This window comes from Acinetobacter sp. RG5, assembly GCF_031844265.1.
Lineage (GTDB): Bacteria > Pseudomonadota > Gammaproteobacteria > Pseudomonadales > Moraxellaceae > Acinetobacter.
Genome location: NZ_JAUZUV010000004.1, coordinates 229,121 through 251,421 on the forward strand (window position 1 = coordinate 229,121; position 22,301 = coordinate 251,421).

Below are 22,301 nucleotides of genomic sequence, written 5' to 3' on the forward strand. Positions count from 1 at the left end.
CATGATTAGAAAATAGCTCCCCGACTCCACTTCTTCCTCAATATTATCCAGATGTACTGATCAAACTGGAAAATGTTGTCTCATTAATCCAGATGTAAAGTTGAAAAGTCAAAAGGATTTACATGTTCTGAAAGTGGCTGATAAGCCTGGGTAAATGTCGGTGACATGCGTTTCGGACGCCCTGTGGCCATTTCAATACAGGCCCATTGAGTACTGCCAGTAAACAATAGGGTCTGATCCTGGGGCCGATAAAATGCGTATTGTCTAAAGGAATACAAAGCATTAATGTCATTCAGCCAGGTGCGTAGAATAATCTCGTCACCTTCAAAAGCCGCCTTACGGTATTGCACCTGATGCTCAACCGCGACCATAGCATGTTTCAGTTCCACATATTGCTTTAATCCCAAGCCCAGTTTTGCAATATGAGCTGATGCGACATCCTGCATCCATTGCACATAGATCACATTGTTCACATGGCCCAATCCATCAATATGTTTGGCTTGAACCTTTAAAGCAAGATCAAAAATACCGCTCACTGTGCTGTTATCCTTCCCATGATTTTAAGGTTATAGAGTCTACCGAATTTATCGCTGGGGTAAATTGCAAAAAATAAAAAACCGCTTCTAGAAGCGGTCTTTCACGAAAATCCAGCAATCTTATGAGATACGCATTCCGACCACAGCAAGTTGACCCTGACGAATCAAGGTCACGCGCGCGATGCTACCCTTTTTCAGTTCAGACACCTCTTGCACAAACTGATTTGAATTCAGTACTGTCTGGTTATTAATTTGGGTGATCACGTCATTCGGCATGATTCGTGCCTGTGCAGCAATACCACCTGGACGTACATCCTGAATCACCACACCGCCTTTAATTTCTAACCGCGCCAGCTCTGCTGGACTTAAGTCACGAATTGAAACCCCGATCACTGGTCCTTTACTTGGTTGAGCCTGTGTGCCTGCTTTTGCCGGGGTATCATCTGGTGCCGCACTTAAAGTCGCTGCAATACTACGACGTTTATCATCACGCAAGATTTCAAGTTGTACCTGTTGCTGAGGTGCAGTACGGTTCAGATAGTTCAACAATTCACTGGTACGTGAGATGGGTGTACCGTTGTATTTTAAGATGACATCACTAGCACGCAGACCTGCACGCGCTGCCGGTGAGTTTGGCGCAACCTGAGTCACCAGGGAACCTTCAGGCTTAGGCAGATTATAAGATTCAGCCAGGTTACGGTCGATATCCTGCAAACTCACCCCCAGATATGAACGCGTCACTTTGCCGTTCTTCTTCAATTGATCCGCAACTTCCATCGCGACATCAATCGGAATCGAGAAAGACAAGCCCATATAACCACCGGTCCCACTAAAGATCCGGGAATTGACACCGACCACTTCACCACGCTGGTTAAACAGCGGACCACCTGAGTTACCCGGGTTTAAGGCCACATCGGTCTGGATAAAAGGAACTGCTGTTTCACCCATCATGTTACGCATTTTGGCACTGACAATGCCTGCAGAAGCCGAATAGTCAAAACCAAATGGCGAACCAATTGCGAGTACAGGCTCACCAACACGTAAGCGTCCTACATCACCCGTCCGTAATTCTGGGAAATTCGAGCCATTAACTTTAAGCAAAGCTACGTCAGTTCGTGCATCACTCCCTACAACAGTGGCATCAATTTCACGACGGTCATTCAGGGTAATGGTGACTTTGGAAGCATCCTCAACCACATGATGATTGGTCAGCAGATAACCATCCTTGCTGATAAAGAATGCACTGCCATAACCGGTCTTTTCCTGTGGCATACGCTGCTGCGGAATAATCACCTGATTACCAAAAAAGCGGCGCAGAATTTCCGGCACTTGTTGTTGTAAGAGCTCTTCTTCGCTCATTTTTTTAACGACATTGACACTGACCACTGCAGGACTGACCTGCTCGACCAGATTTGAAAAATCAACCGGCGTGACCGCCTGCAACTGTGCAGCACTCATGGTCAGAGTCGCTGCAAATAATCCTTTTTTTAAGTCTAGAATTTTCATATAAATTATTCACTCAAATTGTTGATAAATTTATGTAAATAGGTTTTATCACAAACACTGTAAAGTTTAAGTAATAATATGTTTCAAAACGTCGCTCTGGACAATATCTCATTATCAAAACCCTAAGTTAAGACTTTGATTAATTTTTTTCATCAATAAATGAGCACTTCAACGCTTGCCTTTTGTACAAAAAAGCGCTGTTATTACCAAACTTTTTTAAAATTAGCTGATGGACATGTCTAATTTATCCCTTACCCATCAATTTGACGTCATTATTGTGGGCAGTGGCGGTGCCGGTTTAAGTTTAGCCTTATCGCTCCCAGATCATTTTAATATTGCAGTCTTGGCGAAATCTACCCTGACAGATGCCAGCACTTTTTATGCTCAAGGTGGCGTGGCCGCAGTACTGGATGAAATGGATTCGATTGAACAACATATTGATGACACTATGATTGCAGGTGCGCAACTGTGTGAAATGGATGCGGTTAAACAGACGGTAGAAGGTGGCAAACCCTCGGTTGATTTCCTGCTGAAACATGGCGTTCAATTTACCCTCGATGAACAGGAACAATTACATCTCACCCGTGAAGGTGGCCATTCACAGCGCCGAATTATTCATGCGGCCGATGCCACGGGTCGTGCCATTTCCACCACCTTGGTACAACGTGCCCAAGAAAAACAGAATATTAAAATCTTTGAAAATTATATTGCGATTGACCTGATTTGTTCACAAAAGCTCGGTTTAGACGGCGATAATCGTGCGCTGGGTTTATATGTGCTGGATGAAACAACTGAAAAAGTGCATACCTTTTTAGCGCCATTTACCGCCCTTGCCTGTGGCGGTGCTATGAAAGCTTATCTTTACACCTCAAATCCGGATATTGCCACCGGTGATGGTATTGCCATGGCCTATCGTGCCGGCTGCCGGGTCGCCAATATGGAATTTAACCAGTTTCATCCGACCTGCCTGTATCATCCGCAAGCACGTTCTTTCCTGATCACTGAAGCAATGCGTGGTGAAGGCGCTTATCTGCGTCTGCCCGATGGTGAACGCTTTATGCTGCGTTTTGATGAACGAGCCGAACTCGCACCGCGTGATATTGTGGCACGTGCTATCGACTATGAAATCAAGCGTCTCGGTATACGTCATGTCTGGCTGGACATTACCCATAAAGATGAAAGCTTTGTCAAAGAGCATTTCCCTACCCTGTATGCCCGTCTGCTTGAACTAGGGATCGATATTACCAAAGACATGATTCCAGTTGTTCCGGCAGCCCATTATACTTGCGGTGGTGTTGTGGTCGATGAACATAGCCAGACAGATATTGCCGGACTCTATGCGATTGGGGAAACCTCTTATACTGGCCTGCATGGTGCTAACCGTATGGCCAGTAACTCACTTTTAGAATGTTTTGTCTATGGAATGAGTGCAGCCAAGCACATTCAGGAAAATTTCAAGGCCGATCAGCCAGCTCCTGCAGTTCCAGCTTGGGATGATTCTCAGGTGACCAACCCGGATGAGGATGTCGTGATTCTGCAAAACTGGGATGAGCTACGTCAGACCATGTGGAACTATGTTGGCATTGTCCGCACGACCAAACGCCTGGAACGTGCGCTACATCGTATTGAAATGCTGAAAAAAGAAATTACCGAGTACTATCAGGATTACCAGGTCAGCAAAAATCTGATCGAGCTGCGCAATCTGGTGCTGGTGTCCGAGATGATCGTGCGCTGCGCCATGCACCGTAAAGAATCTCGCGGTTTGCATTTCACCCTGGATTATCCCGAGCTGCTACCAGAATTACGCAAAACAGTCCTCGTCCCACCAAATTTTGAAGTGGAAACGCCTTTGGTGAATTGTTAAAAGTAGATGGAGATAACATCCTTGGATGATATCTCCTTTTCTTTTTAGATTTTTATTTGCTCAAAGTCAGCTTAGGCTATTTATAGCCAGTCTTCTAATTTCAAATATTTAACGTTGTGGTGGAATTGAATATGTTCCGGTCACATGCGCCACAGGTTCTTCATGATCTATCGAATAAATCCAGACTTCTCCCACGATCAGTGCCTTGCCGACCTTGATCAGCTTACATTCTCCCCGTATATCCGTTCCACCAGAAGGTTTACGTAAAAAATTGATATTCAAGTTAGTGGTCACGGCCAAACCGACCAATCCAATTTCACCCAGAATGGCGACATAAAGAGCAAAATCCGCCAAGGTCATCATGGTTGGACCAGAAACGGTGCCACCTGGACGCAATTCCTCTGAGCTCACCTGATACAGCAAAGTAGCTCCACGCGGAGAAACTTCCTCAATCCTGCACTTCTCCAGGCTTTGTGGAAACTCTTGTTGTAAAAATTGTTCTATCTCTGTTTTGGTCGTTTTCATCTTATTAAAAAAATCTTCTATATCAGTCTTAATATAGAAGATTCTTCACAGATAAACCTAGAGAAAAATTAAATAAAAAGTATTTTAATTCCAAGCTTATTTTAAATAACTTAAGGCCTGCTCAAATACCTGCTCAGGCGTTTGAGTTGCATCCAGACGTTTGATCCGTTCAGGATGACGTTGCCATAAAGTTTCATATCCCGCTCTCACTTTCTCAAAGAAAGTGACTTTTTCCTGTTCAAAGCGATCCAGTGCACCGCGTTCACGTGCTCGGTTCATCCCCAGTTCAATAGGCGCTTCTAACCAGAACGTGATATCCGGCATGCGTGCGACAAAGTGGTCATTGAGTAATTGCAACTTGGTTTCACTCACCCCCCGACCTGCACATTGATAGGCAAAGCTGGCATCGCTAAAACGGTCACATAAGACAATTTTCCCAGCTTCTAATGCGGGCAGAATCACTTGTGCCAGATGCTGGGCACGCGCCGCATACATCAATAACAGCTCGGTATCATGCGCCATGGCTTCTTCATGGTTCACAGCCAGCAACAGCGAGCGAATCTGCTCAGCCATCGGGGTTCCACCGGGTTCACGAGTCAAAATAACATCTTTGCCCTGGGCGATAAAATCTTCATAGGTCGAACGAATGAGCGTGGTTTTACCTACACCTTCTGTGCCTTCAAAGCTAATAAACATACTCATTCCTTATTTTTCGAGCGTAAAATCGTCAGATATTCCTGTACGGCTTTATTGTGGTCATTCAGATTGCTCGTGAACTTATGTCCACCATTACCGGTAGCGACAAAATACAGGTTGTCAGAATTATCCGGATGCATGGCTGCTTCAATGGCTTTCTTGCTTGGCAACGCAATTGGCGTTGGCGGCAAACCTGAAATAGTATAGGTGTTATACGGCGTCGGTGTGCGTAAATCTTTACGGGTAATATTGCCATTATAATTATCGCCCATTCCGTAAATCACTGTTGGATCGGTCTGTAAACGCATGCCAATTTTTAAACGGCGTACAAATACCCCAGAAACCTGTTCCAATTCACGATCTACACTGGTCTCTTTTTCAATAATCGATGCCATAATCAGCGCGTCATATTTATTCTGATATGGCAGATCAGTTGCACGTTTCGCCCACGCCTCATCCAGTGCTTTCATCTGTCGCTGATAAAGATTGGTCAGAATTTTACGGTCAGTTTCACCTTTGGCAAAGAAATAAGTATCCGGTGCAAACAGCCCTTCAGGATGTGAAAACGGAATATTCAGTTCTTTGAGTAATTGCTCAGTAGGCAGATGCAGCACTTCTTTGGTGACCAGATCATTTTTCTTCAGGTCATCGATCAGTTGTTTAAAGGTCGTGCCTTCAATTACTAGAATACGGCTCATCTGGGCATTGTCTGTATCGGAAATCATCTCCAAGACCTGACGGATACACATGCCCTGACGCACTTCATACACGCCCGCTTTCATGGTGTCATGAATCATGATGCGCTGATACAGCTTGAGAATGATCGGGAAACTCACCTGATCTTCTGTGGCCAGACGATCAATAAAACCGGAATAGGTTTGACCAGATTCGATCGCGAGCAGCTGTTTTTTTCCTTCTACAGGATAATCCTTCCACAAACTGCTTTTCAGGATTAACGCCAAGATCAAAGCAATACCAATCAGGACTAAGGCAATTCCTTTGAAAGATGAGGAGAATCTCGCTTTATTTTTCTTTTTGGCTTTAGGTTTGGAAGCTGACATATTAAGACATCTGGTTTAATCGAAGACGGTTAAAAAGTTCAATACAAGCATTGCCATCCAAGGCGCGCTGCTCAAATTGTGTGACAATTTTCATCGGGCTGAGTGCATTGCAGAAAAACAGACTCCGAATATGGGAAATTTCATCCATACCGATATATCGTTGCTCATAGACAATACCCTGATCTTGCATACGTTGTAGAATTTCTGCACGCATGACACCGAAGACGCCATTATAACGGAGTTCTGGCGTAATCCATGTATTCTTTATAAGAATGAAACAATTACTGCTCACCCCTTCGACAATGCCACCTTGTACATCTGTCACTATTGCCTCAGGCCAGCCGCGTTGATCTGCTTCCTGTTTCAGTAAAACCTGCTCCAGGCGGTTCAGGGTTTTCAGTCCAACCAGACTGGGCATAGTCAATCCCACTGCCTGCTGCAATACGCCACTTTGAATCTGTTCAAACTTAAAATCCTGTATGTCTTGAGGATAATAAAACAGCCAGAGATCTGCGGGATGATCCGGCAAACTATAACCGCGCTGACCAATTCCACGACTCAGCACAATCTTTAATGTTCCATTCAGCTCACGTTCTGACTGCCGTAAAAGCTGTAAACTTTCTGCAATCAAATCCAGATTGACATTCAGGCTTAATTTTTGATTGCTGATTTGCAAACGTGCCAGATGACGCTCATATAATTCAATCCGATTATGCCGAATCCGGGCCGTAGTAAAACAGCCATCACCATAATGAAAGCCACGATCCAGCACATCTATATGGCTGACCTGTTGAGCATTTTTTAAATACAGCATATTTTGCAGCCTCTAAAATGAAAAATCGAGCAGTCAGAATCAGGCTTCACCTATATGTCTTTTTTACTCACATCCAATTCTTTTTTAATTATTTTTTATGCAAAAAATCTCAAGCTATTCTTGCCCCATCTAACAAAAGCTAAAAAACTTGAGGCAAAAAATGAACACGCGTAAATTAAAAATCGGGGTACTGGCTGCATTAATTTCAGCAAGCGCATTGAGCGTTTCAGCAAAAGATTTCCTGAACGTGTCTTATGATCCGACTCGTGAATTGTACGACAACTTTAATAAAGAATTCAGTGCTTACTGGAAAAAAACCACTGGCCAGGAAGTCAATTATAAACAGTCGCATGGCGGTTCAGGCAAACAGGCTCGTGCCGTGATTGATGGTCTGGATGCGGATGTCGTGACACTGGCACTGGCGGCAGATATTGACGAAATTGCAGAGCGCGGTTTGCTGCCGAAAGACTGGCAGAAGAAATTCCCGCAAAACTCGACACCTTATACCTCGACGATTGTCTTTCTGGTACGTAAAGGCAATCCTAAAGGAATCAAGGATTGGGGCGATCTGGTTAAACCGGGCGTAGACATTATTACTCCGAACCCAAAAACCTCAGGCGGTGCGCGCTGGAATTATTTAGCGGCCTGGGCTTGGGCCAAACACCAGAAAGGTGGCAATGATGCCAAAGCACAAGACTTTGTCCGTCAAATCTATAAACAAACCAAAGTACTGGATTCGGGTGCACGTGGTGCTACTACGACTTTTGCTGAGCGCGGCATCGGTGACGTCTTGCTCGCTTGGGAAAATGAAGCGCATTTGGCCGTCCGCGAACAGCCCGGCAAATTTGAAATCATTACCCCTTCTTTGTCTATTCTGGCTGAACCACCGGTGGCGATTGTAGAAAAGAATGCGAAGAAAGATGGCAATGAACATCTGGCCAAAGCCTATTTGAATTATCTGTATTCACCTGCTGGGCAAACTGTGGCTGCGAAAAACTTTTACCGTCCACGTAATGCGAATGTCTTGAAGCAGTACAACAGTGTGTTCAAATCATTAAAACTGGTGACCATCGATAAAGAGTTCGGTGGCTGGACTAAGGTTCAGAAACAGCATTTTGATAACGGCGGTATCTTTGACCAGATTGTCAAAGCCAACCATGCAAAATAATGCTTTAAATGCAGTTCATTATGGCCTTTATTCATAAGGCCATTCTTATTTCAATCACTTAAGAACTTATTTATCTCTTTTTTTCATATAAAATTCATTTTTAATTATTTTTTATGCATAAAGAATAAGTTTATTCTGCGCTTATGTTACAGAACATATCAGAGATTCAGTCCAGATGAGCATTTCAAACACATTAAAACTTGGGGTTTTAGCAGCTGTTATCTCGGCAACCTCTTTCGGTGCAACAGCACGTGATTTTCTCAATGTATCCTACGATCCGACCCGTGAACTGTATGAAGATGTAAATAAGAATTTTGGCAAATACTGGGAAAGCCGTACCGGACAAAAAATCAATTTCAAGCAATCACATGGCGGTTCAGGCAAACAGGCACGTTCAGTGATTGATGGTCTGGATGCGGATGTGGTCACGCTGGCACTGGCAGCCGATATTGATGTGCTGGCAGAAAAAGCAAAACTATTACCTGCGGACTGGCAGAAGAAATTGCCGCAAAACTCGACGCCTTATACTTCAACCATCGTTTTTCTGGTACGTAAAGGCAATCCTAAAGCAATTAAAGATTGGGGTGATCTGGTCAAACCGGGTGTAGCAATCATTACCCCAAATCCAAAAACCTCAGGTGGGGCTCGCTGGAATTATCTGGCGGCTTGGGCTTGGGCCAAACATCAGGCGGGCGGCAACGATAAGACTGCGCAAGAATTTGTTCGTAAAATTTATAAAAATACCAAAGTTCTGGATTCCGGGGCACGTGGTTCAACCACGACCTTTGCTGAACGTGGCATTGGGGATGTTTTACTCGCATGGGAAAACGAAGCGCATTTAGCCCTTCGCGAACAGCCGGGCAAGTTTGAAATTATTACCCCTTCTCTGTCGATTCTGGCTGAGCCACCGGTGGCGATTGTAGAAAAAAATGCCAAGAAAAAAGGCAACCAGCACTTGGCTCAAGGTTATTTGAACTTCCTGTATTCGCCATTGGGTCAAGACCTGGCAGGTAAACATTATTATCGTCCACGTAATGCCAAAGTACTGGCCAAATACAGCCAAGTATTTAAGCCATTAAAACTGGTGACGGTTGATCAGGAATTTGGCGGCTGGAACAAAGTACAAAAGGCTCACTTTGAAAATGGTGGTGTATTTGACCAGATCGTTAAAGCCAACAGCGCGAAATAATTTTCCAAGCTGATTGATATAGGAGCATCGACATGATTCATACGCTTATCGTTCCTGGTGTAGGTGGCAGTGAATACAACCACTGGCAAACCTGCTTACAGCACCGGCTGATGCGATGCTCCCGTGTGCAGCAAAAGGACTGGAATCATCCGGTACTGGATATCTGGGTAGCAGAATTTGTCAAAACTCTGCAAGCCATTCCAGCAGAGGTTCAGATTGTCGCACACAGCTTTGGCTGTCTGACCAGTATTGCGGCCCTTGCCCAACATCCCGAACTCAATGCAAAAGTAAAAAATCTGCTATTGGTGGCACCAGCTAATCCGGCACGATTTGGGGAAAATGGTTTTTCGCGCGACAGTCAGACTGACTACAGCACCTATTTTCAACAGCTCAAGCTTCAGGTGCCCACCACGTTATTGATCAGTGAAAATGATCCCTGGTTAAGTTTTGAAGATGCCCACATACTGGCCCAAGCTTGGAAAATTAAACCAATTAATCTGGGTGCAGTCGGTCATGTCAATGTCGCTTCAGGTTTTGGCCCTTTTCCTGAAATTGAACACTATTTGATTTCAGAAAACACTATGCCCCATATCAGCAAAGTTGATGAGAGCAAGTGTTATTTTAAATTTGCATTTTAGTCGCTGCAAACTATGCTTGTGCCAAATTTATTTTCTAATTTCGTTGGTTATTTTTAATCAGCATTCTCTCTTTTGAGGAGTAATCATGTCGCAGCGATCCCGAGTGCTGCCAGGATTTGGTCTTTCTCTAGGCTTTACCCTAGCGTATTTGTCATTAATCGTTTTGATCCCGCTGTCAGCTGTTTTTATTAAATCACTGGGCATTGGCTGGGATGGCTTATGGGAAATCCTGAGCTCTGAACGTATCTTGAAATCATTGCAGTTAAGTTTCACCGCGGCCATTGTCGCTGCACTGGTCAATGTAGTTTTTGGCCTGTTGCTGGCGTGGTGTCTGGTACGTTACAGCTTTCCGGGCAAACGCATAGTCGATGCTCTGGTAGATTTGCCATTTGCCTTGCCAACTGCAGTTGCGGGTATTGCCCTGACCTCTTTATATGCACCGACCGGCTGGATTGGTCAATATTTAGAACCGATTGGCATTCAAGTCGCTTATACCCCGATTGGTATTACATTGGCATTGATCTTTATTGGCCTGCCTTTTGTAGTGCGTACAGTTCAGCCAGTCCTTAGCGATCTGGAAACCGAACTGGAAGAAGCTGCATCTGCATTGGGTGCCAACCGTTTTCAGATTGTGACCAAAGTGATTTTCCCAATTCTGCTGCCTGCGCTGATCACTGGTTTTGCTTTGGCCTTTGCCCGTGGTGTCGGTGAGTATGGTTCGGTGATCTTTATTGCCGGTAACCAGCCTTTTGAAACGGAAATTGCACCCTTAATGATTATTTCTCGTTTAGAAGAATATGACTATGCTGGTGCAACCACGATTGCTGTCGTCATGCTACTGATTTCCTTCGTGATGCTATTCCTGATTAACTTATTACAGGCATGGGCCAGCCGTCGTACCGGGAGAACTGCGCGATGAGTTTAAATACCAACAGTAATGCGCTGGCTGAAAAGCTGCAATCCCGTGATGCAACCCGCGAACCGACTTGGGTACGCTATACACTGCTCACTATTGCCTTAATCTTCTTTTTAAGCTGCTTGATTCTGCCCTTGATTCTGGTTTTTGTTGAAGCCTTTAAACAAGGGGTTGGCGTTTATACACAGGCACTGGTGCATCCAGATACCTTGTCGGCAGTGAAACTTACCTTGCTGACGGCTGCAATCGCGGTACCGCTCAACGTCGTATTTGGTGTTGCGGCAGCCTGGTCTGTGGCGAAGTTTAACTTTCCAGGTAAATCATTCCTGACGACCATTATTGATCTCCCCTTCTCGGTTTCACCTGTGATCGCGGGTATGATGCTGGTGCTGATTTTCGGTACCCAAGGCTGGATGGGTTCTTGGCTGATGGATCACGATATCAAGATCCTTTATGCAGTGCCTGCGATTGTCTTGGCGACGATCTTCATTACTGTACCTTTTGTTGCACGTGAGTTGATTCCGTTAATGGAAGCACAAGGCACCGAAGAAGAAGAAGCTGCGATTGTACTCGGTGCGTCTGGCTGGCAGACTTTCTGGAAAGTGACCCTGCCCAATATCAAATGGGGTCTGATCTACGGCGTGATTCTATGTAATGCGCGGGCCATGGGTGAATTTGGTGCGGTGTCGGTGGTTTCTGGCCATATCCGTGGTGAAACCAATACCTTGCCGCTACACGTCGAAATTCTTTATAACGAATATACCTTTAGTGCTGCGTTTGCCGTGTCTTCGCTTCTGGCTCTCCTCGCAATTGTGACCCTGATTTTAAAAACATGGGTGGAACTGCGCCAGGAAAAACAAGACAAACGTAATGAAGATTCAACAGTTTCCTAAGGAATGCCCACATGAGTATTCAAGTACAAAATATTGAAAAACACTTTGGTGCATTCCACGCACTAAAAAACATTTCGCTGGATTTCCCAGATGGTCAACTGGTCGCACTTCTTGGCCCATCCGGCTGTGGTAAAACCACTTTGCTACGGATTATTGCCGGTCTGGAATCTGCGGATGGCGGTCAGGTGATTTTAGAAGGTCAGGATGCCACCAATGTACATGTACGGGAGCGTGAAGTTGGCTTTGTATTCCAGCACTATGCCCTATTCCGCCATATGACGGTATTTGACAATATTGCCTTTGGTTTGCGTGTGCGTCCGCGTAAAACCCGTCCATCGGAAGCAGAAATCAAGAAACGTGTGACTCGTTTGCTCGACTTGGTTCAGCTTGGTTTCCTGGCTGACCGATATCCAGCTCAACTTTCTGGTGGTCAGCGCCAGCGTATTGCCCTTGCACGTGCTTTGGCAGTTGAACCGCGTGTATTATTACTGGATGAACCTTTCGGTGCACTGGATGCCAAAGTCCGTAAGGAGCTACGTCGCTGGTTACGTACCCTGCATGACGAATTGCATATCACCTCGATCTTTGTAACCCATGATCAGGAAGAAGCACTCGAAGTTGCAGATCAGATCGTAGTAATGAACAAAGGCAATGTGGAACAGATCGGATCTCCACGTGAAGTCTATGAAACCCCGAAAACTCCATTTGTATTCGACTTTTTGGGTCAGGCGAACCGTTTTGAAGGTCAGAACCATGGCGGCCTCATCCAGCTCGGTGAAGATCGCATTCAATTCGAGGGTGCAAAAAATGCCGCTCAAGGTGAAGTGATTTTATTCGCGCGCCCAGATGAGCTACGCATTCATGCACAGCCACACGACAATGCCATTCAAGCGACCTTCATTCGTGAATTATGGATCGCGGGTAAAGTCGTTGCAGAGCTAAATGACCGTCAAGGCAACCTGATCGAAATTTTACTAACACCTGATGAAGCGAGAGCGCATCAATTCCGCCCAAATCAAACCGTGTGGTTAAGTGCGGTGAATTTGCATTTATTTGAAAACCAGGTCGCTTAAGATCAAAAGATGGGGCTTTAAAATGCCCCATCCTCTTCTAGGGTAAGAGAATTATGAATTTCCAACAATTAAGAATTATACGAGAAACGGTTAGACAAAACTTTAATTTAACTGAAGCTTCTGCTGCGCTTTATACTTCACAGTCCGGGGTAAGTAAGCATATTAAAGATCTGGAAGATGAACTGGGGGTGCAGTTATTTATCCGTAAAGGTAAACGTCTACTGGGCTTAACCGAACCAGGTCAGGCACTTTTAGGCATTGTGGAACGCATGCTGGTCGATGCCGACAATATCAAACGTCTGGCCGATGATTTCAATAAAGTCGATGAAGGCACATTGACGATTGCCACGACGCATACCCAGGCGCGTTATGTGTTGCCACCAATTGTCAGCCAATTCAAAAAAGAATTCCCTAAAGTACATTTGATTTTGCAACAGGCCAGCCCGATTGAAATCACGGAAATGCTACTGCAAGGTCAAGCGGATATCGGTATTGCGACCGAAGCACTCACCACTGAAGATAATCTGGCCAGCGTACCTTACTATAACTGGCAACACAGTATTATTACCCCGCAGAATCATCCACTGGCAAGCAAAGAACACGTGCTCATCGAAGATCTGGCGCACTACCCGATTATTACCTATCATGGTGGTTTTACCGGTCGCTCCAAGATTGATACCGCCTTTGAAGAAGCTGGTTTTGATGTAGATATTGTGATGTCCGCGCTTGATGCCGATGTCATCAAGACCTATGTAGAAATGAATATGGGCATCGGCATTGTCAACGATGTGGCCTATGACCCGGAGCGTGATTACCGCTTAAAGCAGATTAAAACCGATATTTTCGGCGTAAATACTACTTGGATTGCAGTGCGTAAAGGTCATTTATTACGCGGTTATGGCTACGAGTTTATTTCCCTCTGCTCACCAGACGCAGATATTAAGGCACTGAAAAAAGTGGCTTATCCAGACGAATAAAGTGCAATATTTTAAGTTTTTAATCAAAGAGGCGAATAGCCTCTTTTTTATTTTTTGGTAGATAAAGAATATAAATATCAAGCATAATCACATGCATAATAAATTGAATTATACCAAGATGATCAATCATAAATTTGCTCTTTTCTCCACGGGCTTGTTTTTCTCCGGGGCAGGTTATGCAGCAGCGTTTGAACAATCTAACCAAAGCATCCAATCGTTTTTTGAAAAAAATCATTATGCTGAAGTTTCATTGGCCTGGGTTCGCCCTGATATCAGCGGTCAGGTACAACATACCGAAGAGCTACAACAATTAGGCATCACCGATTTTTCAACAGGAAATCTTACCCATAACCAATTGATCTCCAATGCCACATTAAAATTCCAGTTGCATCCTCAAGTGTCGTGGGGACTGATTTATGATCAGCCTTATTCTATAGATATCGCTTATCGTTATGATCCTGTTTTTGCAGGTGCAGCACTTCCTATTGAGGCTGCTACCATTCAGTTTAAGAGCCATAATGTGACCTCATTAATTGGCTTTCAACCAGACGATGACTGGAATTTTTATACAGGGCTAAGTTATCAGAGTTTAGAAGGAAATTTATATTTAGCTGGGCAGACATTTTATGTATTCAATGGTTATCGGGCCACATTTGAACGAGATCCCGGTTGGGGCTGGCTTGCAGGAATCAGTTATCAGATTCCAGAATATTTTTTTAGAACCGCACTGACCTATCGTTCTGCAATCACTCATCACAATAAAACCACTGAATCGATTGTTGTAGGTACGAATCCAGCACCTTATACAGAAATTCAAACTCCTCAGTCAGTAAATCTGGATTTTCAGACAGCTTTAACTGATCGAAATGCGTTCTATGGCACGCTGCGTTGGTCGAACTGGCAAAATTTCGTGATCCAGCCGCCTAAATTTGGCGCTGTAATTGACTATGCAGCCTTACAGTTCCCTGAAGTAAAATCTTTTAGAATGATTGATTATCGTAAGGATCAATGGTCTGGAAAAATCGGACTTGCTCATCAATGGCCAACTTTTGGCATAAATTCGATCGAACTTTTATGGGATTCTGGTACAGGAAATCCGGCTTCAACCCTGAATCCGAGTGATGGCTATTGGGGCATTGGACTAGGTCATCTTTATAAAATTCAAGAAACCTGGGATATTGCTACAGGACTATATTATTTAAAGTTTCAACAACCTGAAATTTCCTCATCCGAACCTATTACGCCACAGATTGCAGGTTTATCTGCAGTTTCTGATAACAGTGCCTGGATCCTAGGTTTTAAACTGGGCTATCACTTTTAAAATTGTTCTAAAAAATAAAAAAACGAGCCGAAGCTCGTTTTTTTTATGAGACTAAAACTTAGAAGCGGAAGCTTACACCGAGTTTAGCCACTGGTAGCCATTCGTATTCATTGTCATTACGAATATTACGTTCTTCACGTTCCACCTGATCAGCAAAGTCAGCAATAACACCATCTGTACTTACGGCAGTCCCTGTAGGAGTTAAGTTAACTGTTGGATTGCCATTGTAGTATGCGCCAATCTCACCAAATACGCCCCAACGGTTAGTAATTGCTGGAGAGAAACCAATCCCTACATAAGGAGCAATATTATTTTTGTAAGATAATTGACCATTAATACGAGCATCTCCTACCGCCTCGAATTCAACATCATTTACGCGGAAAGTTTCTCCACCACGGACACGACGATCAATATCATAATCATTGTCAATATATGCTACACCGGCTGCCATATAGAACCAGTTGGCCCAAGGACGAATTTCAGCGTTCAAGTAAGTCAGGTTATTGTCCATATCCAGGTCATATTTAGAACCATTGATTGACAAATCATCCGACCAAGAGATATCACCGCCGTTATAACCTAAAGTTACGCCTACATATGGGTTAGCACTCCAGGAAATTGCACCACCATAACCGGTAGTACCGACTTCAGCACGAACAGAAGCTGGTTTAAAGAAAGAGAATTCAGCAACGCCTTCATCTGTTACGATTGTTTCATCAGCAGCCATTGCAGAACTTGCTGCTAGAGCTAAGACTGATACTGCTAAAATGTTATGTAAAGATTTCATTATTTCTCTCCTCAAAAGAACTTATTTTGATCATTAGTTATTCGTGATAGGCTCAATATAAAGGACTTAAAAAATATTTTTTATTCACATTTTGCTCATCTTTTGTTATTTTTTGATACAAATTAATTTTTCTTGTTCAGAACCAAGCATTTTCTAACACTTCTCCTACATTTCAACATAATGAAAAAGTACACTTATCACTTTAATAATTTCACGCTTTCTACACTTTTGGTTATTTTTCATCTATTTTTAGTGCTTTCAACTATTTTTCCTGCAATATAGTGTAAAATCTAGAAAATTTTTTTCTGGAAGGAAGATCATGTCGCAGCTTTCAACAATCATTGAACAAGCGTTTGAAGACCGTGCGAATTTCACAGCTGCAGATTGCTCTGCTGAAATCCGTCAAGCAGTTGAGGAAGTAATTGCTGGTCTAGACAATGGTACTTTACGTGTTGCTGAAAAAATCGATGGTGAATGGGTTGTTCATCAATGGATTAAAAAAGCGGTATTGTTATCATTTAAATTGAACGACAACAAACCAATGGAAGCTTGTGATCTTCGTTTCTATGACAAAGTAGAGACTAAATTCTCAGGTTGGACTGAAGAACAATTCAAGGCTGCTGGCGTACGTGTTGTACCGCCTGCTGTCGCACGTAAAGGTTCTTTCCAGGCTAAAGGCGTGATCTTGATGCCTTCTTATGTCAACATTGGTGCTTATGTAGATGAAGGCACGATGGTTGATACTTGGGCAACTGTAGGTTCATGTGCACAAATTGGTAAAAATGTTCACTTGTCAGGTGGTGTAGGTATTGGTGGTGTGCTTGAACCGCTTCAAGCGAATCCAACCATTATTGAAGATAACTGCTTTATCGGTGCACGTTCTGAAATCGTTGAAGGCGTAATCGTTGAAGAAGGTTCTGTGATTTCAATGGGCGTATTCATTGGTCAATCAACCAAGATTTATGACCGTGCCACTGGCGAAATCCATTATGGTCGCGTACCAGCAGGTTCTGTCGTTGTTGCAGGTAGTCTTCCATCTAAATGTGGTACTTACAGCTTATATGCTGCCATTATCGTAAAAAAAGTTGATGCACAAACTCGTTCTAAAACAAGTCTGAACGATCTATTACGCGAAGACTAAGATGTTTTAACTTAGAGGATACATTCGTGTTCCTCGGAGCCTCAACCGCTCCTCGTCTCTACGATTAGTAATAATCGTAGGGATTTTTATTTTTATACCCGGTTATTTATTTCTCATTGGTTAGTTTTGTTATGAATACGCTTCGATCTTCCGCAATTCCTGTCTCTGATCCATCTGCGGGTTTACGCATTACGGAGATTTTCTATTCATTGCAAGGTGAAGCCAATGCCGCAGGACTGCCAACAGTATTTATCCGTTTAACCGGTTGCCCATTGCGTTGTAGCTATTGTGATACCACCTATTCCTTTGAAGGCGGTGAGCGTCAGTCTCTGGACGATATTATCCAGACCACGCTAGATTTTAAAACCCCTTACGTCTGTGTGACCGGCGGTGAACCACTGGCGCAGCCCAATGCCCTGCCCCTGATGCAGCGACTTGCAGATTTAGGATGTGAAGTTTCACTTGAAACCAGTGGCGCTTTAGATGTATCCAAAGTGGATCCGCGTGTTTCCAAAGTTTTAGATTTAAAAACGCCAACTTCAGGTGAAGTTGCACGAAATTTGCTTTCTAATCTGGATCATTTAACTGCACATGATCAAATCAAGTTTGTGATATGCAATCGTGAAGACTATGAATGGTCAAAGCAGCAGTTAGAGCTGTACCAACTTCAAGACAAAGTGAGTACAGTTTGGTTTTCGCCTGCATTTGCAGTTGAAAAAGGTGCGGTTCGTTTACCACCACTGGCACGTGATTTGGCTCAGTGGATTTTAGAAGACCATCTCCCTGTTCGTTTCCAGTTACAGCTGCACAAGTTGTTATGGAATGATGAAACTGGTCGTTAATTTTTTGTAAAGTATTTTTTTGGAGAATCAGCTTATGCGCCCTCGTGCCATTGTCCTGTTATCTGGCGGATTAGACTCAACAACATGTCTGGCTTGGGCGCAGGCACGCTATGAATGTATCGCACTCAGTTTTCGATATGGTCAGCGTTCAACGACCGAGCTGGATGCAGCAAAAGCTTTAACGCAACGTGCGGGTGTGGAACATCGAGTGATCAATATTGATCTGGGTAATCTGGGTGGCTCAGCCCTTACCGATCATAGTATTGAGGTACCCGACCATGAACAGGCTGGCATTCCGATTACTTACGTTCCTGCACGTAATACTATCTTCTTGTCTTACGCTCTAGCCGCGGCAGAAGTGTTCGAAGCTGAAGCGATTGTCATCGGAATTAATGCGGTTGATTACTCCGGTTATCCGGATTGCCGTCCGGAATTTATCGAGGCATTTGCCAACATGGCACGCCTTGCGACCAAGGTTGGCGTAGAGGGTCAGGCGCTCAAATTTGAAACACCTTTGTTACATTTATCCAAAGCAAATATCATTCGCTTAGGTATTGAACATGGCGTAGACTACAGTCAAACGGTGTCATGCTATCAAGCAGATGACCAAGGACGTGCCTGTGGCAAATGCGACAGTTGTCGTTTACGTAAACAGGGTTTTGCGGACGCAGGTGTTGAAGACCCGACACGTTATATACCGTAATAACAAGGTAGAGTTTATGAAGAATTTAAAATCAAGCATCGTGCTTTCAGCAATTGTTTCAGCTGCTGCTATGTTCGCAACTACGGCTCAAGCGGCTGATGACAAATTACAACAAGCTTATAAAAGCACCAATGTAAAATCTGCATTGATCAATGTTTGTAAAAATGAAACTGGCAAAAGTAAAAAATTGACGGCTGCTGAAGTCAGCAAATATTGTGGTTGTGCTATTGAAGCAGATGGCAAATTAACCAATGCACAAAAATGGGAAATTCAAAGCACTATTAACCAGAAGAAAAGCCCAGGCACTTTAGCTTTTGTACAGAAGCAGAATAAAGATCTTCAAGCATGCTTTGGTCCACAGTTAACAGGCAAACTGAAAACTTTGACTGAAGAAGCAATGAAATCAGCTCAAGCGGCACCAAAGAAATAAGATCTGATTATTCTTTGATAAAATAAGCCACTATAATGTGGCTTATTTTTTTGAAAAAATTTAAAGAAAACAGGAGTTTTTATGTCTGAAATTAGTTTGCTTGACCAGAATTTTCCTGCGACGACAGGCGAAATCAATTTAACCCAGTTGAATACAGAATGGCTGGTGATTTATTTTTATCCTAAAGATTCTACGCCGGGCTGTACGACTCAGGCAGTTGGCTTTTCCTGTTTAAAAGATCAGTTCGATGCTTTAAACACCACAATTCTTGGCGTATCCCGTGATTCGGTAAAAGCGCATCAGAACTTTACTGAAAAGCAGAATTTGAGTATCAATCTGATCAGCGATAAAGAAGAGGTGTTGTGCAATCATTTTGATGTGATTAAAGAAAAGAACATGTATGGCAAACAAGTGATGGGCATTGAGCGTTCAACTTTTATTTTCCATAACGGTGAACTGGTTAAAGAGTACCGCAAAGTCAAAGCAGCAGGTCATGCAGAACAAGTTTTGGAAGATTTAAAAGCTTTGCAAGCTGCTTAATTGTATGCTTGTGTATGAATAGAAGCTCGAAACATTCGGGCTTTTTTTTACGATAACATTTGTATAATCAAGTATTTTATATTTCCCCTAATTCATTTCACACTGTCCTGATAGATGAAGATTCACTTTATCTCCTACCCCGGCAATTCCTTTTTTCATACCAAAATCCCTACGGTTAATCACGGCATATGCCTGAACATCAAGCAGCTTGGCATTCGACATACTGGGTTTAAAGGTTGTTTCGAAAATCACTGGCTTGGTCACACCACGCAGGGTTAAATGACCTAAAACATTGTATTTGCCATTGCCTAGATCTTTAAACTGGATACTTTTAAAAATTACAGTCTTATATTTTTCTACATAAAACAGGTCTTCGCCCAAAATCATATGTTTAAATAGCGGCTTACTAAAGCTTAAACTTTCTACATCCATGACCAGATGGGTTGAGGCATTTTGCGGTGCTTTAGCATCAAACTGCATCGTGGATTGAACCTGATTGAACTTGGCTTTAACCACAGTAAGACCCATCGACTTAATCTCAAAACCGACATCACTTTTGGGAGTTAAGGTCCATGATCTTGCAAAAGACTGACTAGTCAAAGCCAAACAGATCGCTAGGCTAAGGAGCCCAGTTTTTATTATTGTTTTCAATTTTAAATCCACCTTGTTTAATTTCTTATTGATCGGATTTAAGTACACGGCTTAATCTGAAACTAAATTTTCTTGTTTTTTGAACGAACAGGTTTTCGTTCTTTTTATACCAGTTTATTGAAGTTTTTGTAAAATCATTCATGACTAACGGACAAAATACTTGCGCTGATTTTTCTCTGATAAGTGGCCCTGCTAGGCGAGCAGGAGACTGGTTTCATCTTATAAAATTTTGATTTTATAAATTTTTTATACAAACAGATCGTTTATTTTAAGTTCAATTTATATTGGAAATATCCATGTGCTTGCAGCACTGAAAAGAGTTGTTTTCTACGCTGCCTATTCACGATCACTATCTAAAATGACACGCTTAGACAACTCTTAACCGATCTATCAGCTTTCGTAGCCTGAATCAAATACTGAGAATTAATGACACTGCGACGCCCCACATGGTACAGGCAATAATAGCATCCAGTATTTTCCATGCTTTTGGATGTTGGAACCAAGGCGTCAGTATCTTTGCCCCATATCCCAAACTAAAGAAGAAAAACCAGGAAGCACAGACAGCGCCTAAAGCAAACCACCATTTTCCTAAGGCGTATTGAGTTGAAATTGATCCAATCAATATAACTGTGTCTAAGTAAACATGCGGATTCAGCCAGGTAAAAGCCAGGCAGATCATCAGTACTTGCAGAAAATGCTCTGTGAGCTGATCACTTGGTGCCAAAACCTCTGTTGATTTAAATGCACTGATCGCATGATGTAAACCATAATAAAATAGGAATCCTGCGCCAATATATTTAGAAAATATAACAATATCCGGATAATGTTCAATGACACGCGCAAAGCCCAGTACGCCAAGCAGAATTAAAAGGGAATCAGACAAGGCACAAATCACACAGACCCAAAACACATGCTGCTGTTTTAAACCTTGTTTTAATACAAAAGCATTCTGTGCACCGATACTGACAATCAGGCTCATTCCCACAGCAAAACCACTCATCATATAACTGAACATCACATTCCCCTTTTTTTGAATAAATGAATTATTCAACAAAATGAGTGCGATTAATTAAAACTAAGTTAATATCAATTTAACTAAATTATTTTTAGATAATAGATATGCTGAATGCGAAACAATGTGATGCTTTTTATGCAGTTGCAAAAACGGGAAGTTTCGATCTGGCTGCCGAACAGCTAAATATTACCGCCTCGGCAGTCACCCTTCGTGTTCAAAGTCTGGAAAAAAAATTGGGACAATTGCTTTTGGTCAGAGATCGGCCTTGCCGCGTGACCCAATCCGGGCAAACCTTATTGCATTATTTACAGCATCAACGTTTGCTAGAACAGAATCTGATGCAGGATTTGGGTGGACAATTGCAACAAGAAGGTTTCTATTGTCTGAATATTGCCACCAATGCTGATTCGCTCGCGACCTGGCTATTACCGACCTTACAAGCCCAGCTGATCCAGCATAAAATTGTGTTGCATTTTCAAGTAGACGATCAATCACAAACCCATCATCTGTTAGAAGCAGGTCTCGTCAATGCCTGTTTGAGTACTGAAGCCAAGGCAATGAAAGGTTGTCGGGCGGAATTGATCGGACAGATGCAGTATCGGCTGGTCGCCACCCCTAAGTTTTCCCAAAACTGGTTTCGTCAAGGTGTACATCGGGATGTGCTACGCCTTGCCCCTGCCATTATTTTTAATGAAAAAGACCAACTACATACTCAATTTATTCAGCACGAATTTGGCCTGAACCTTGCTCAATATCCTCATTTTTTTATTCCATCGACCCATGCATTTTTTGATGCGATTGTCATGGGTCTAGGCTATGGCTGGCTGCCGGACTATCAAACCAGGGATTTGCTGGAGTCAGGCCGACTTCTTGAACTTTCAAATGAGATGCGAATTGAAGTGCCGTTGTATTGGCATCACTGGAAAGAACAGTCTCCTGCTTTAGAAATCCTTGGGGAATGTTTGAAACAGCATGCTCAAACTACCATGAATCAACCCATAACAACCTGATACTT

Annotated in this window: 24 protein-coding genes; 15 read left to right on the plus strand and 9 right to left on the minus strand. The window is 43.1% G+C overall.

Features of this window, described 5'->3' with window-relative positions; translation table 11 throughout:
- Nucleotides 1-83 precede the first annotated feature (83 nt).
- Both Q9R21_RS06635 and Q9R21_RS06640 read right to left on the minus strand, forming a co-directional pair.
- Entirely contained in the window at nucleotides 84-536 is a 453-nt protein-coding gene (locus tag Q9R21_RS06635; protein ID WP_311203960.1) for a thioesterase family protein, read from the minus strand.
- Between the two features lie 120 nt (nucleotides 537-656).
- Nucleotides 657-2,042, minus strand: coding sequence for a Do family serine endopeptidase (locus Q9R21_RS06640; protein WP_311203961.1), 1,386 nt, complete (start codon nucleotides 2,040-2,042; stop codon nucleotides 657-659).
- Nucleotides 2,043-2,271: 229 nt separating this feature from the next.
- Here Q9R21_RS06640 and nadB point away from each other — a divergent pair, with 229 nt between their 5' ends.
- Entirely contained in the window at nucleotides 2,272-3,906 is a 1,635-nt protein-coding gene (gene nadB, locus Q9R21_RS06645; protein ID WP_311203962.1) for an L-aspartate oxidase, read from the plus strand.
- A 108-nt stretch (nucleotides 3,907-4,014) separates the two neighbouring features.
- Here nadB and Q9R21_RS06650 read toward each other — a convergent pair whose 3' ends face one another.
- The 4 genes from Q9R21_RS06650 to pabC all read right to left on the minus strand — a co-directional run bounded on the left by Q9R21_RS06650 (nucleotide 4,015) and on the right by pabC (nucleotide 7,002).
- Nucleotides 4,015-4,431 carry a PaaI family thioesterase gene (locus tag Q9R21_RS06650; protein ID WP_311203963.1) on the minus strand — a complete coding sequence of 139 codons (417 nt, stop codon included), beginning with the start codon at nucleotides 4,429-4,431 and terminating at the stop codon, nucleotides 4,015-4,017.
- Nucleotides 4,432-4,527: 96 nt separating this feature from the next.
- The gene (tmk, locus tag Q9R21_RS06655) at nucleotides 4,528-5,127 is read right to left on the minus strand and encodes a dTMP kinase (RefSeq protein WP_311203964.1); all 600 of its coding nucleotides are present in this window, start codon (nucleotides 5,125-5,127) and stop codon (nucleotides 4,528-4,530) included.
- Between the two features lie 2 nt (nucleotides 5,128-5,129).
- Complete coding sequence (mltG, locus tag Q9R21_RS06660) at nucleotides 5,130-6,188, minus strand: endolytic transglycosylase MltG (protein ID WP_311203965.1); 1,059 nt, start codon at nucleotides 6,186-6,188, stop codon at nucleotides 5,130-5,132.
- Between the two features lies 1 nt (nucleotide 6,189).
- A complete protein-coding gene (gene pabC, locus Q9R21_RS06665) occupies nucleotides 6,190-7,002 on the minus strand; it encodes an aminodeoxychorismate lyase (protein ID WP_311203966.1) in 813 nt (270 codons plus the stop codon).
- A gap of 160 nt (nucleotides 7,003-7,162) precedes the next feature.
- Here pabC and Q9R21_RS06670 point away from each other — a divergent pair, with 160 nt between their 5' ends.
- The 8 genes from Q9R21_RS06670 (at nucleotide 7,163) to Q9R21_RS06705 (ending at nucleotide 15,177) form a co-directional block, all read left to right on the plus strand.
- Entirely contained in the window at nucleotides 7,163-8,170 is a 1,008-nt protein-coding gene (locus tag Q9R21_RS06670; protein WP_311203967.1) for a sulfate ABC transporter substrate-binding protein, read from the plus strand.
- Nucleotides 8,171-8,345: 175 nt separating this feature from the next.
- Entirely contained in the window at nucleotides 8,346-9,359 is a 1,014-nt protein-coding gene (locus Q9R21_RS06675) for a sulfate ABC transporter substrate-binding protein (protein WP_311203968.1), read from the plus strand.
- A 32-nt stretch (nucleotides 9,360-9,391) separates the two neighbouring features.
- Nucleotides 9,392-9,997 (plus strand): alpha/beta hydrolase, encoded by a 606-nt coding sequence (locus Q9R21_RS06680; RefSeq protein ID WP_311203969.1) that lies wholly within the window; start codon nucleotides 9,392-9,394, stop codon nucleotides 9,995-9,997.
- 85 nt (nucleotides 9,998-10,082) lie between these two features.
- A complete protein-coding gene (gene cysT / locus Q9R21_RS06685) occupies nucleotides 10,083-10,916 on the plus strand; it encodes a sulfate ABC transporter permease subunit CysT (RefSeq protein ID WP_004279076.1) in 834 nt (277 codons plus the stop codon).
- On the plus strand, nucleotides 10,913-11,806 hold the full coding sequence (cysW, locus tag Q9R21_RS06690; protein WP_004279077.1) for a sulfate ABC transporter permease subunit CysW: 894 nt from the start codon (nucleotides 10,913-10,915) through the stop codon (nucleotides 11,804-11,806). Before cysT ends, cysW begins: the two co-directional genes overlap by 4 nt.
- An 11-nt stretch (nucleotides 11,807-11,817) precedes the next feature.
- Entirely contained in the window at nucleotides 11,818-12,879 is a 1,062-nt protein-coding gene (locus Q9R21_RS06695; RefSeq protein ID WP_004279078.1) for a sulfate/molybdate ABC transporter ATP-binding protein, read from the plus strand.
- A gap of 53 nt (nucleotides 12,880-12,932) precedes the next feature.
- Nucleotides 12,933-13,856, plus strand: coding sequence for a CysB family HTH-type transcriptional regulator (locus Q9R21_RS06700; RefSeq protein WP_004645634.1), 924 nt, complete (start codon nucleotides 12,933-12,935; stop codon nucleotides 13,854-13,856).
- Between the two features lie 91 nt (nucleotides 13,857-13,947).
- Entirely contained in the window at nucleotides 13,948-15,177 is a 1,230-nt protein-coding gene (locus tag Q9R21_RS06705; RefSeq protein ID WP_311203970.1) for an outer membrane protein transport protein, read from the plus strand.
- Nucleotides 15,178-15,235: 58 nt separating this feature from the next.
- Here the strand turns inward: Q9R21_RS06705 and carO are convergent, their stop codons facing one another.
- Nucleotides 15,236-15,964 (minus strand): ornithine uptake porin CarO, encoded by a 729-nt coding sequence (carO, locus tag Q9R21_RS06710; RefSeq protein ID WP_311203971.1) that lies wholly within the window; start codon nucleotides 15,962-15,964, stop codon nucleotides 15,236-15,238.
- A gap of 319 nt (nucleotides 15,965-16,283) precedes the next feature.
- Between carO and dapD the strand changes: the two genes are divergently transcribed.
- The 5 genes from dapD (at nucleotide 16,284) to Q9R21_RS06735 (ending at nucleotide 19,620) form a co-directional block, all read left to right on the plus strand.
- Entirely contained in the window at nucleotides 16,284-17,105 is an 822-nt protein-coding gene (gene dapD / locus Q9R21_RS06715) for a 2,3,4,5-tetrahydropyridine-2,6-dicarboxylate N-succinyltransferase (protein WP_004645637.1), read from the plus strand.
- Nucleotides 17,106-17,236: 131 nt separating this feature from the next.
- Nucleotides 17,237-17,947 (plus strand): 7-carboxy-7-deazaguanine synthase QueE, encoded by a 711-nt coding sequence (gene queE / locus Q9R21_RS06720; RefSeq protein WP_004645638.1) that lies wholly within the window; start codon nucleotides 17,237-17,239, stop codon nucleotides 17,945-17,947.
- A 34-nt stretch (nucleotides 17,948-17,981) separates the two neighbouring features.
- The gene (gene queC / locus Q9R21_RS06725) at nucleotides 17,982-18,650 is read left to right on the plus strand and encodes a 7-cyano-7-deazaguanine synthase QueC (protein WP_004731688.1); all 669 of its coding nucleotides are present in this window, start codon (nucleotides 17,982-17,984) and stop codon (nucleotides 18,648-18,650) included.
- A 16-nt stretch (nucleotides 18,651-18,666) separates the two neighbouring features.
- Nucleotides 18,667-19,080 (plus strand): hypothetical protein, encoded by a 414-nt coding sequence (locus tag Q9R21_RS06730; protein ID WP_005097581.1) that lies wholly within the window; start codon nucleotides 18,667-18,669, stop codon nucleotides 19,078-19,080.
- 81 nt (nucleotides 19,081-19,161) lie between these two features.
- Nucleotides 19,162-19,620 (plus strand): peroxiredoxin, encoded by a 459-nt coding sequence (locus Q9R21_RS06735; RefSeq protein ID WP_005265784.1) that lies wholly within the window; start codon nucleotides 19,162-19,164, stop codon nucleotides 19,618-19,620.
- Nucleotides 19,621-19,707: 87 nt separating this feature from the next.
- On the opposite strand, the gene Q9R21_RS06740 is transcribed toward Q9R21_RS06735, so the two are convergent.
- Both Q9R21_RS06740 and Q9R21_RS06745 read right to left on the minus strand, forming a co-directional pair.
- On the minus strand, nucleotides 19,708-20,271 hold the full coding sequence (locus tag Q9R21_RS06740) for a YceI family protein (RefSeq protein ID WP_311203972.1): 564 nt from the start codon (nucleotides 20,269-20,271) through the stop codon (nucleotides 19,708-19,710).
- Nucleotides 20,272-20,680: 409 nt separating this feature from the next.
- Entirely contained in the window at nucleotides 20,681-21,286 is a 606-nt protein-coding gene (locus Q9R21_RS06745) for a LysE/ArgO family amino acid transporter (protein ID WP_311203973.1), read from the minus strand.
- Between the two features lie 104 nt (nucleotides 21,287-21,390).
- Here Q9R21_RS06745 and Q9R21_RS06750 point away from each other — a divergent pair, with 104 nt between their 5' ends.
- On the plus strand, nucleotides 21,391-22,296 hold the full coding sequence (locus Q9R21_RS06750) for a LysR family transcriptional regulator ArgP (protein ID WP_311203974.1): 906 nt from the start codon (nucleotides 21,391-21,393) through the stop codon (nucleotides 22,294-22,296).
- The last annotated feature ends 5 nt before the right edge of the window (nucleotides 22,297-22,301 follow it).

Bases quoted from the DNA above. Each gene is read 5' to 3' on its own strand.
- cysW (WP_004279077.1), top strand. From the start codon at position 10,913: ATGAGTTTAAATACCAACAGTAATGCGCTGGCTGAAAAGCTGCAATCC.
- cysT (WP_004279076.1), top strand. From the start codon at position 10,083: ATGTCGCAGCGATCCCGAGTGCTGCCAGGATTTGGTCTTTCTCTAGGC.
- Q9R21_RS06750 (WP_311203974.1), top strand. From the start codon at position 21,391: ATGCTGAATGCGAAACAATGTGATGCTTTTTATGCAGTTGCAAAAACG.
- Q9R21_RS06700 (WP_004645634.1), top strand. From the start codon at position 12,933: ATGAATTTCCAACAATTAAGAATTATACGAGAAACGGTTAGACAAAAC.
- pabC (WP_311203966.1), bottom strand. From the start codon at position 7,002: ATGCTGTATTTAAAAAATGCTCAACAGGTCAGCCATATAGATGTGCTG.
- dapD (WP_004645637.1), top strand. From the start codon at position 16,284: ATGTCGCAGCTTTCAACAATCATTGAACAAGCGTTTGAAGACCGTGCG.
- tmk (WP_311203964.1), bottom strand. From the start codon at position 5,127: ATGTTTATTAGCTTTGAAGGCACAGAAGGTGTAGGTAAAACCACGCTC.
- Q9R21_RS06735 (WP_005265784.1), top strand. From the start codon at position 19,162: ATGTCTGAAATTAGTTTGCTTGACCAGAATTTTCCTGCGACGACAGGC.
- Q9R21_RS06730 (WP_005097581.1), top strand. From the start codon at position 18,667: ATGAAGAATTTAAAATCAAGCATCGTGCTTTCAGCAATTGTTTCAGCT.
- Q9R21_RS06705 (WP_311203970.1), top strand. From the start codon at position 13,948: ATGCATAATAAATTGAATTATACCAAGATGATCAATCATAAATTTGCT.
- Q9R21_RS06650 (WP_311203963.1), bottom strand. From the start codon at position 4,431: ATGAAAACGACCAAAACAGAGATAGAACAATTTTTACAACAAGAGTTT.
- Q9R21_RS06695 (WP_004279078.1), top strand. From the start codon at position 11,818: ATGAGTATTCAAGTACAAAATATTGAAAAACACTTTGGTGCATTCCAC.
- queE (WP_004645638.1), top strand. From the start codon at position 17,237: ATGAATACGCTTCGATCTTCCGCAATTCCTGTCTCTGATCCATCTGCG.
- Q9R21_RS06680 (WP_311203969.1), top strand. From the start codon at position 9,392: ATGATTCATACGCTTATCGTTCCTGGTGTAGGTGGCAGTGAATACAAC.
- queC (WP_004731688.1), top strand. From the start codon at position 17,982: ATGCGCCCTCGTGCCATTGTCCTGTTATCTGGCGGATTAGACTCAACA.
- carO (WP_311203971.1), bottom strand. From the start codon at position 15,964: ATGAAATCTTTACATAACATTTTAGCAGTATCAGTCTTAGCTCTAGCA.
- nadB (WP_311203962.1), top strand. From the start codon at position 2,272: ATGGACATGTCTAATTTATCCCTTACCCATCAATTTGACGTCATTATT.
- Q9R21_RS06745 (WP_311203973.1), bottom strand. From the start codon at position 21,286: ATGTTCAGTTATATGATGAGTGGTTTTGCTGTGGGAATGAGCCTGATT.
- Q9R21_RS06675 (WP_311203968.1), top strand. From the start codon at position 8,346: ATGAGCATTTCAAACACATTAAAACTTGGGGTTTTAGCAGCTGTTATC.
- mltG (WP_311203965.1), bottom strand. From the start codon at position 6,188: ATGTCAGCTTCCAAACCTAAAGCCAAAAAGAAAAATAAAGCGAGATTC.
- Q9R21_RS06640 (WP_311203961.1), bottom strand. From the start codon at position 2,042: ATGAAAATTCTAGACTTAAAAAAAGGATTATTTGCAGCGACTCTGACC.
- Q9R21_RS06670 (WP_311203967.1), top strand. From the start codon at position 7,163: ATGAACACGCGTAAATTAAAAATCGGGGTACTGGCTGCATTAATTTCA.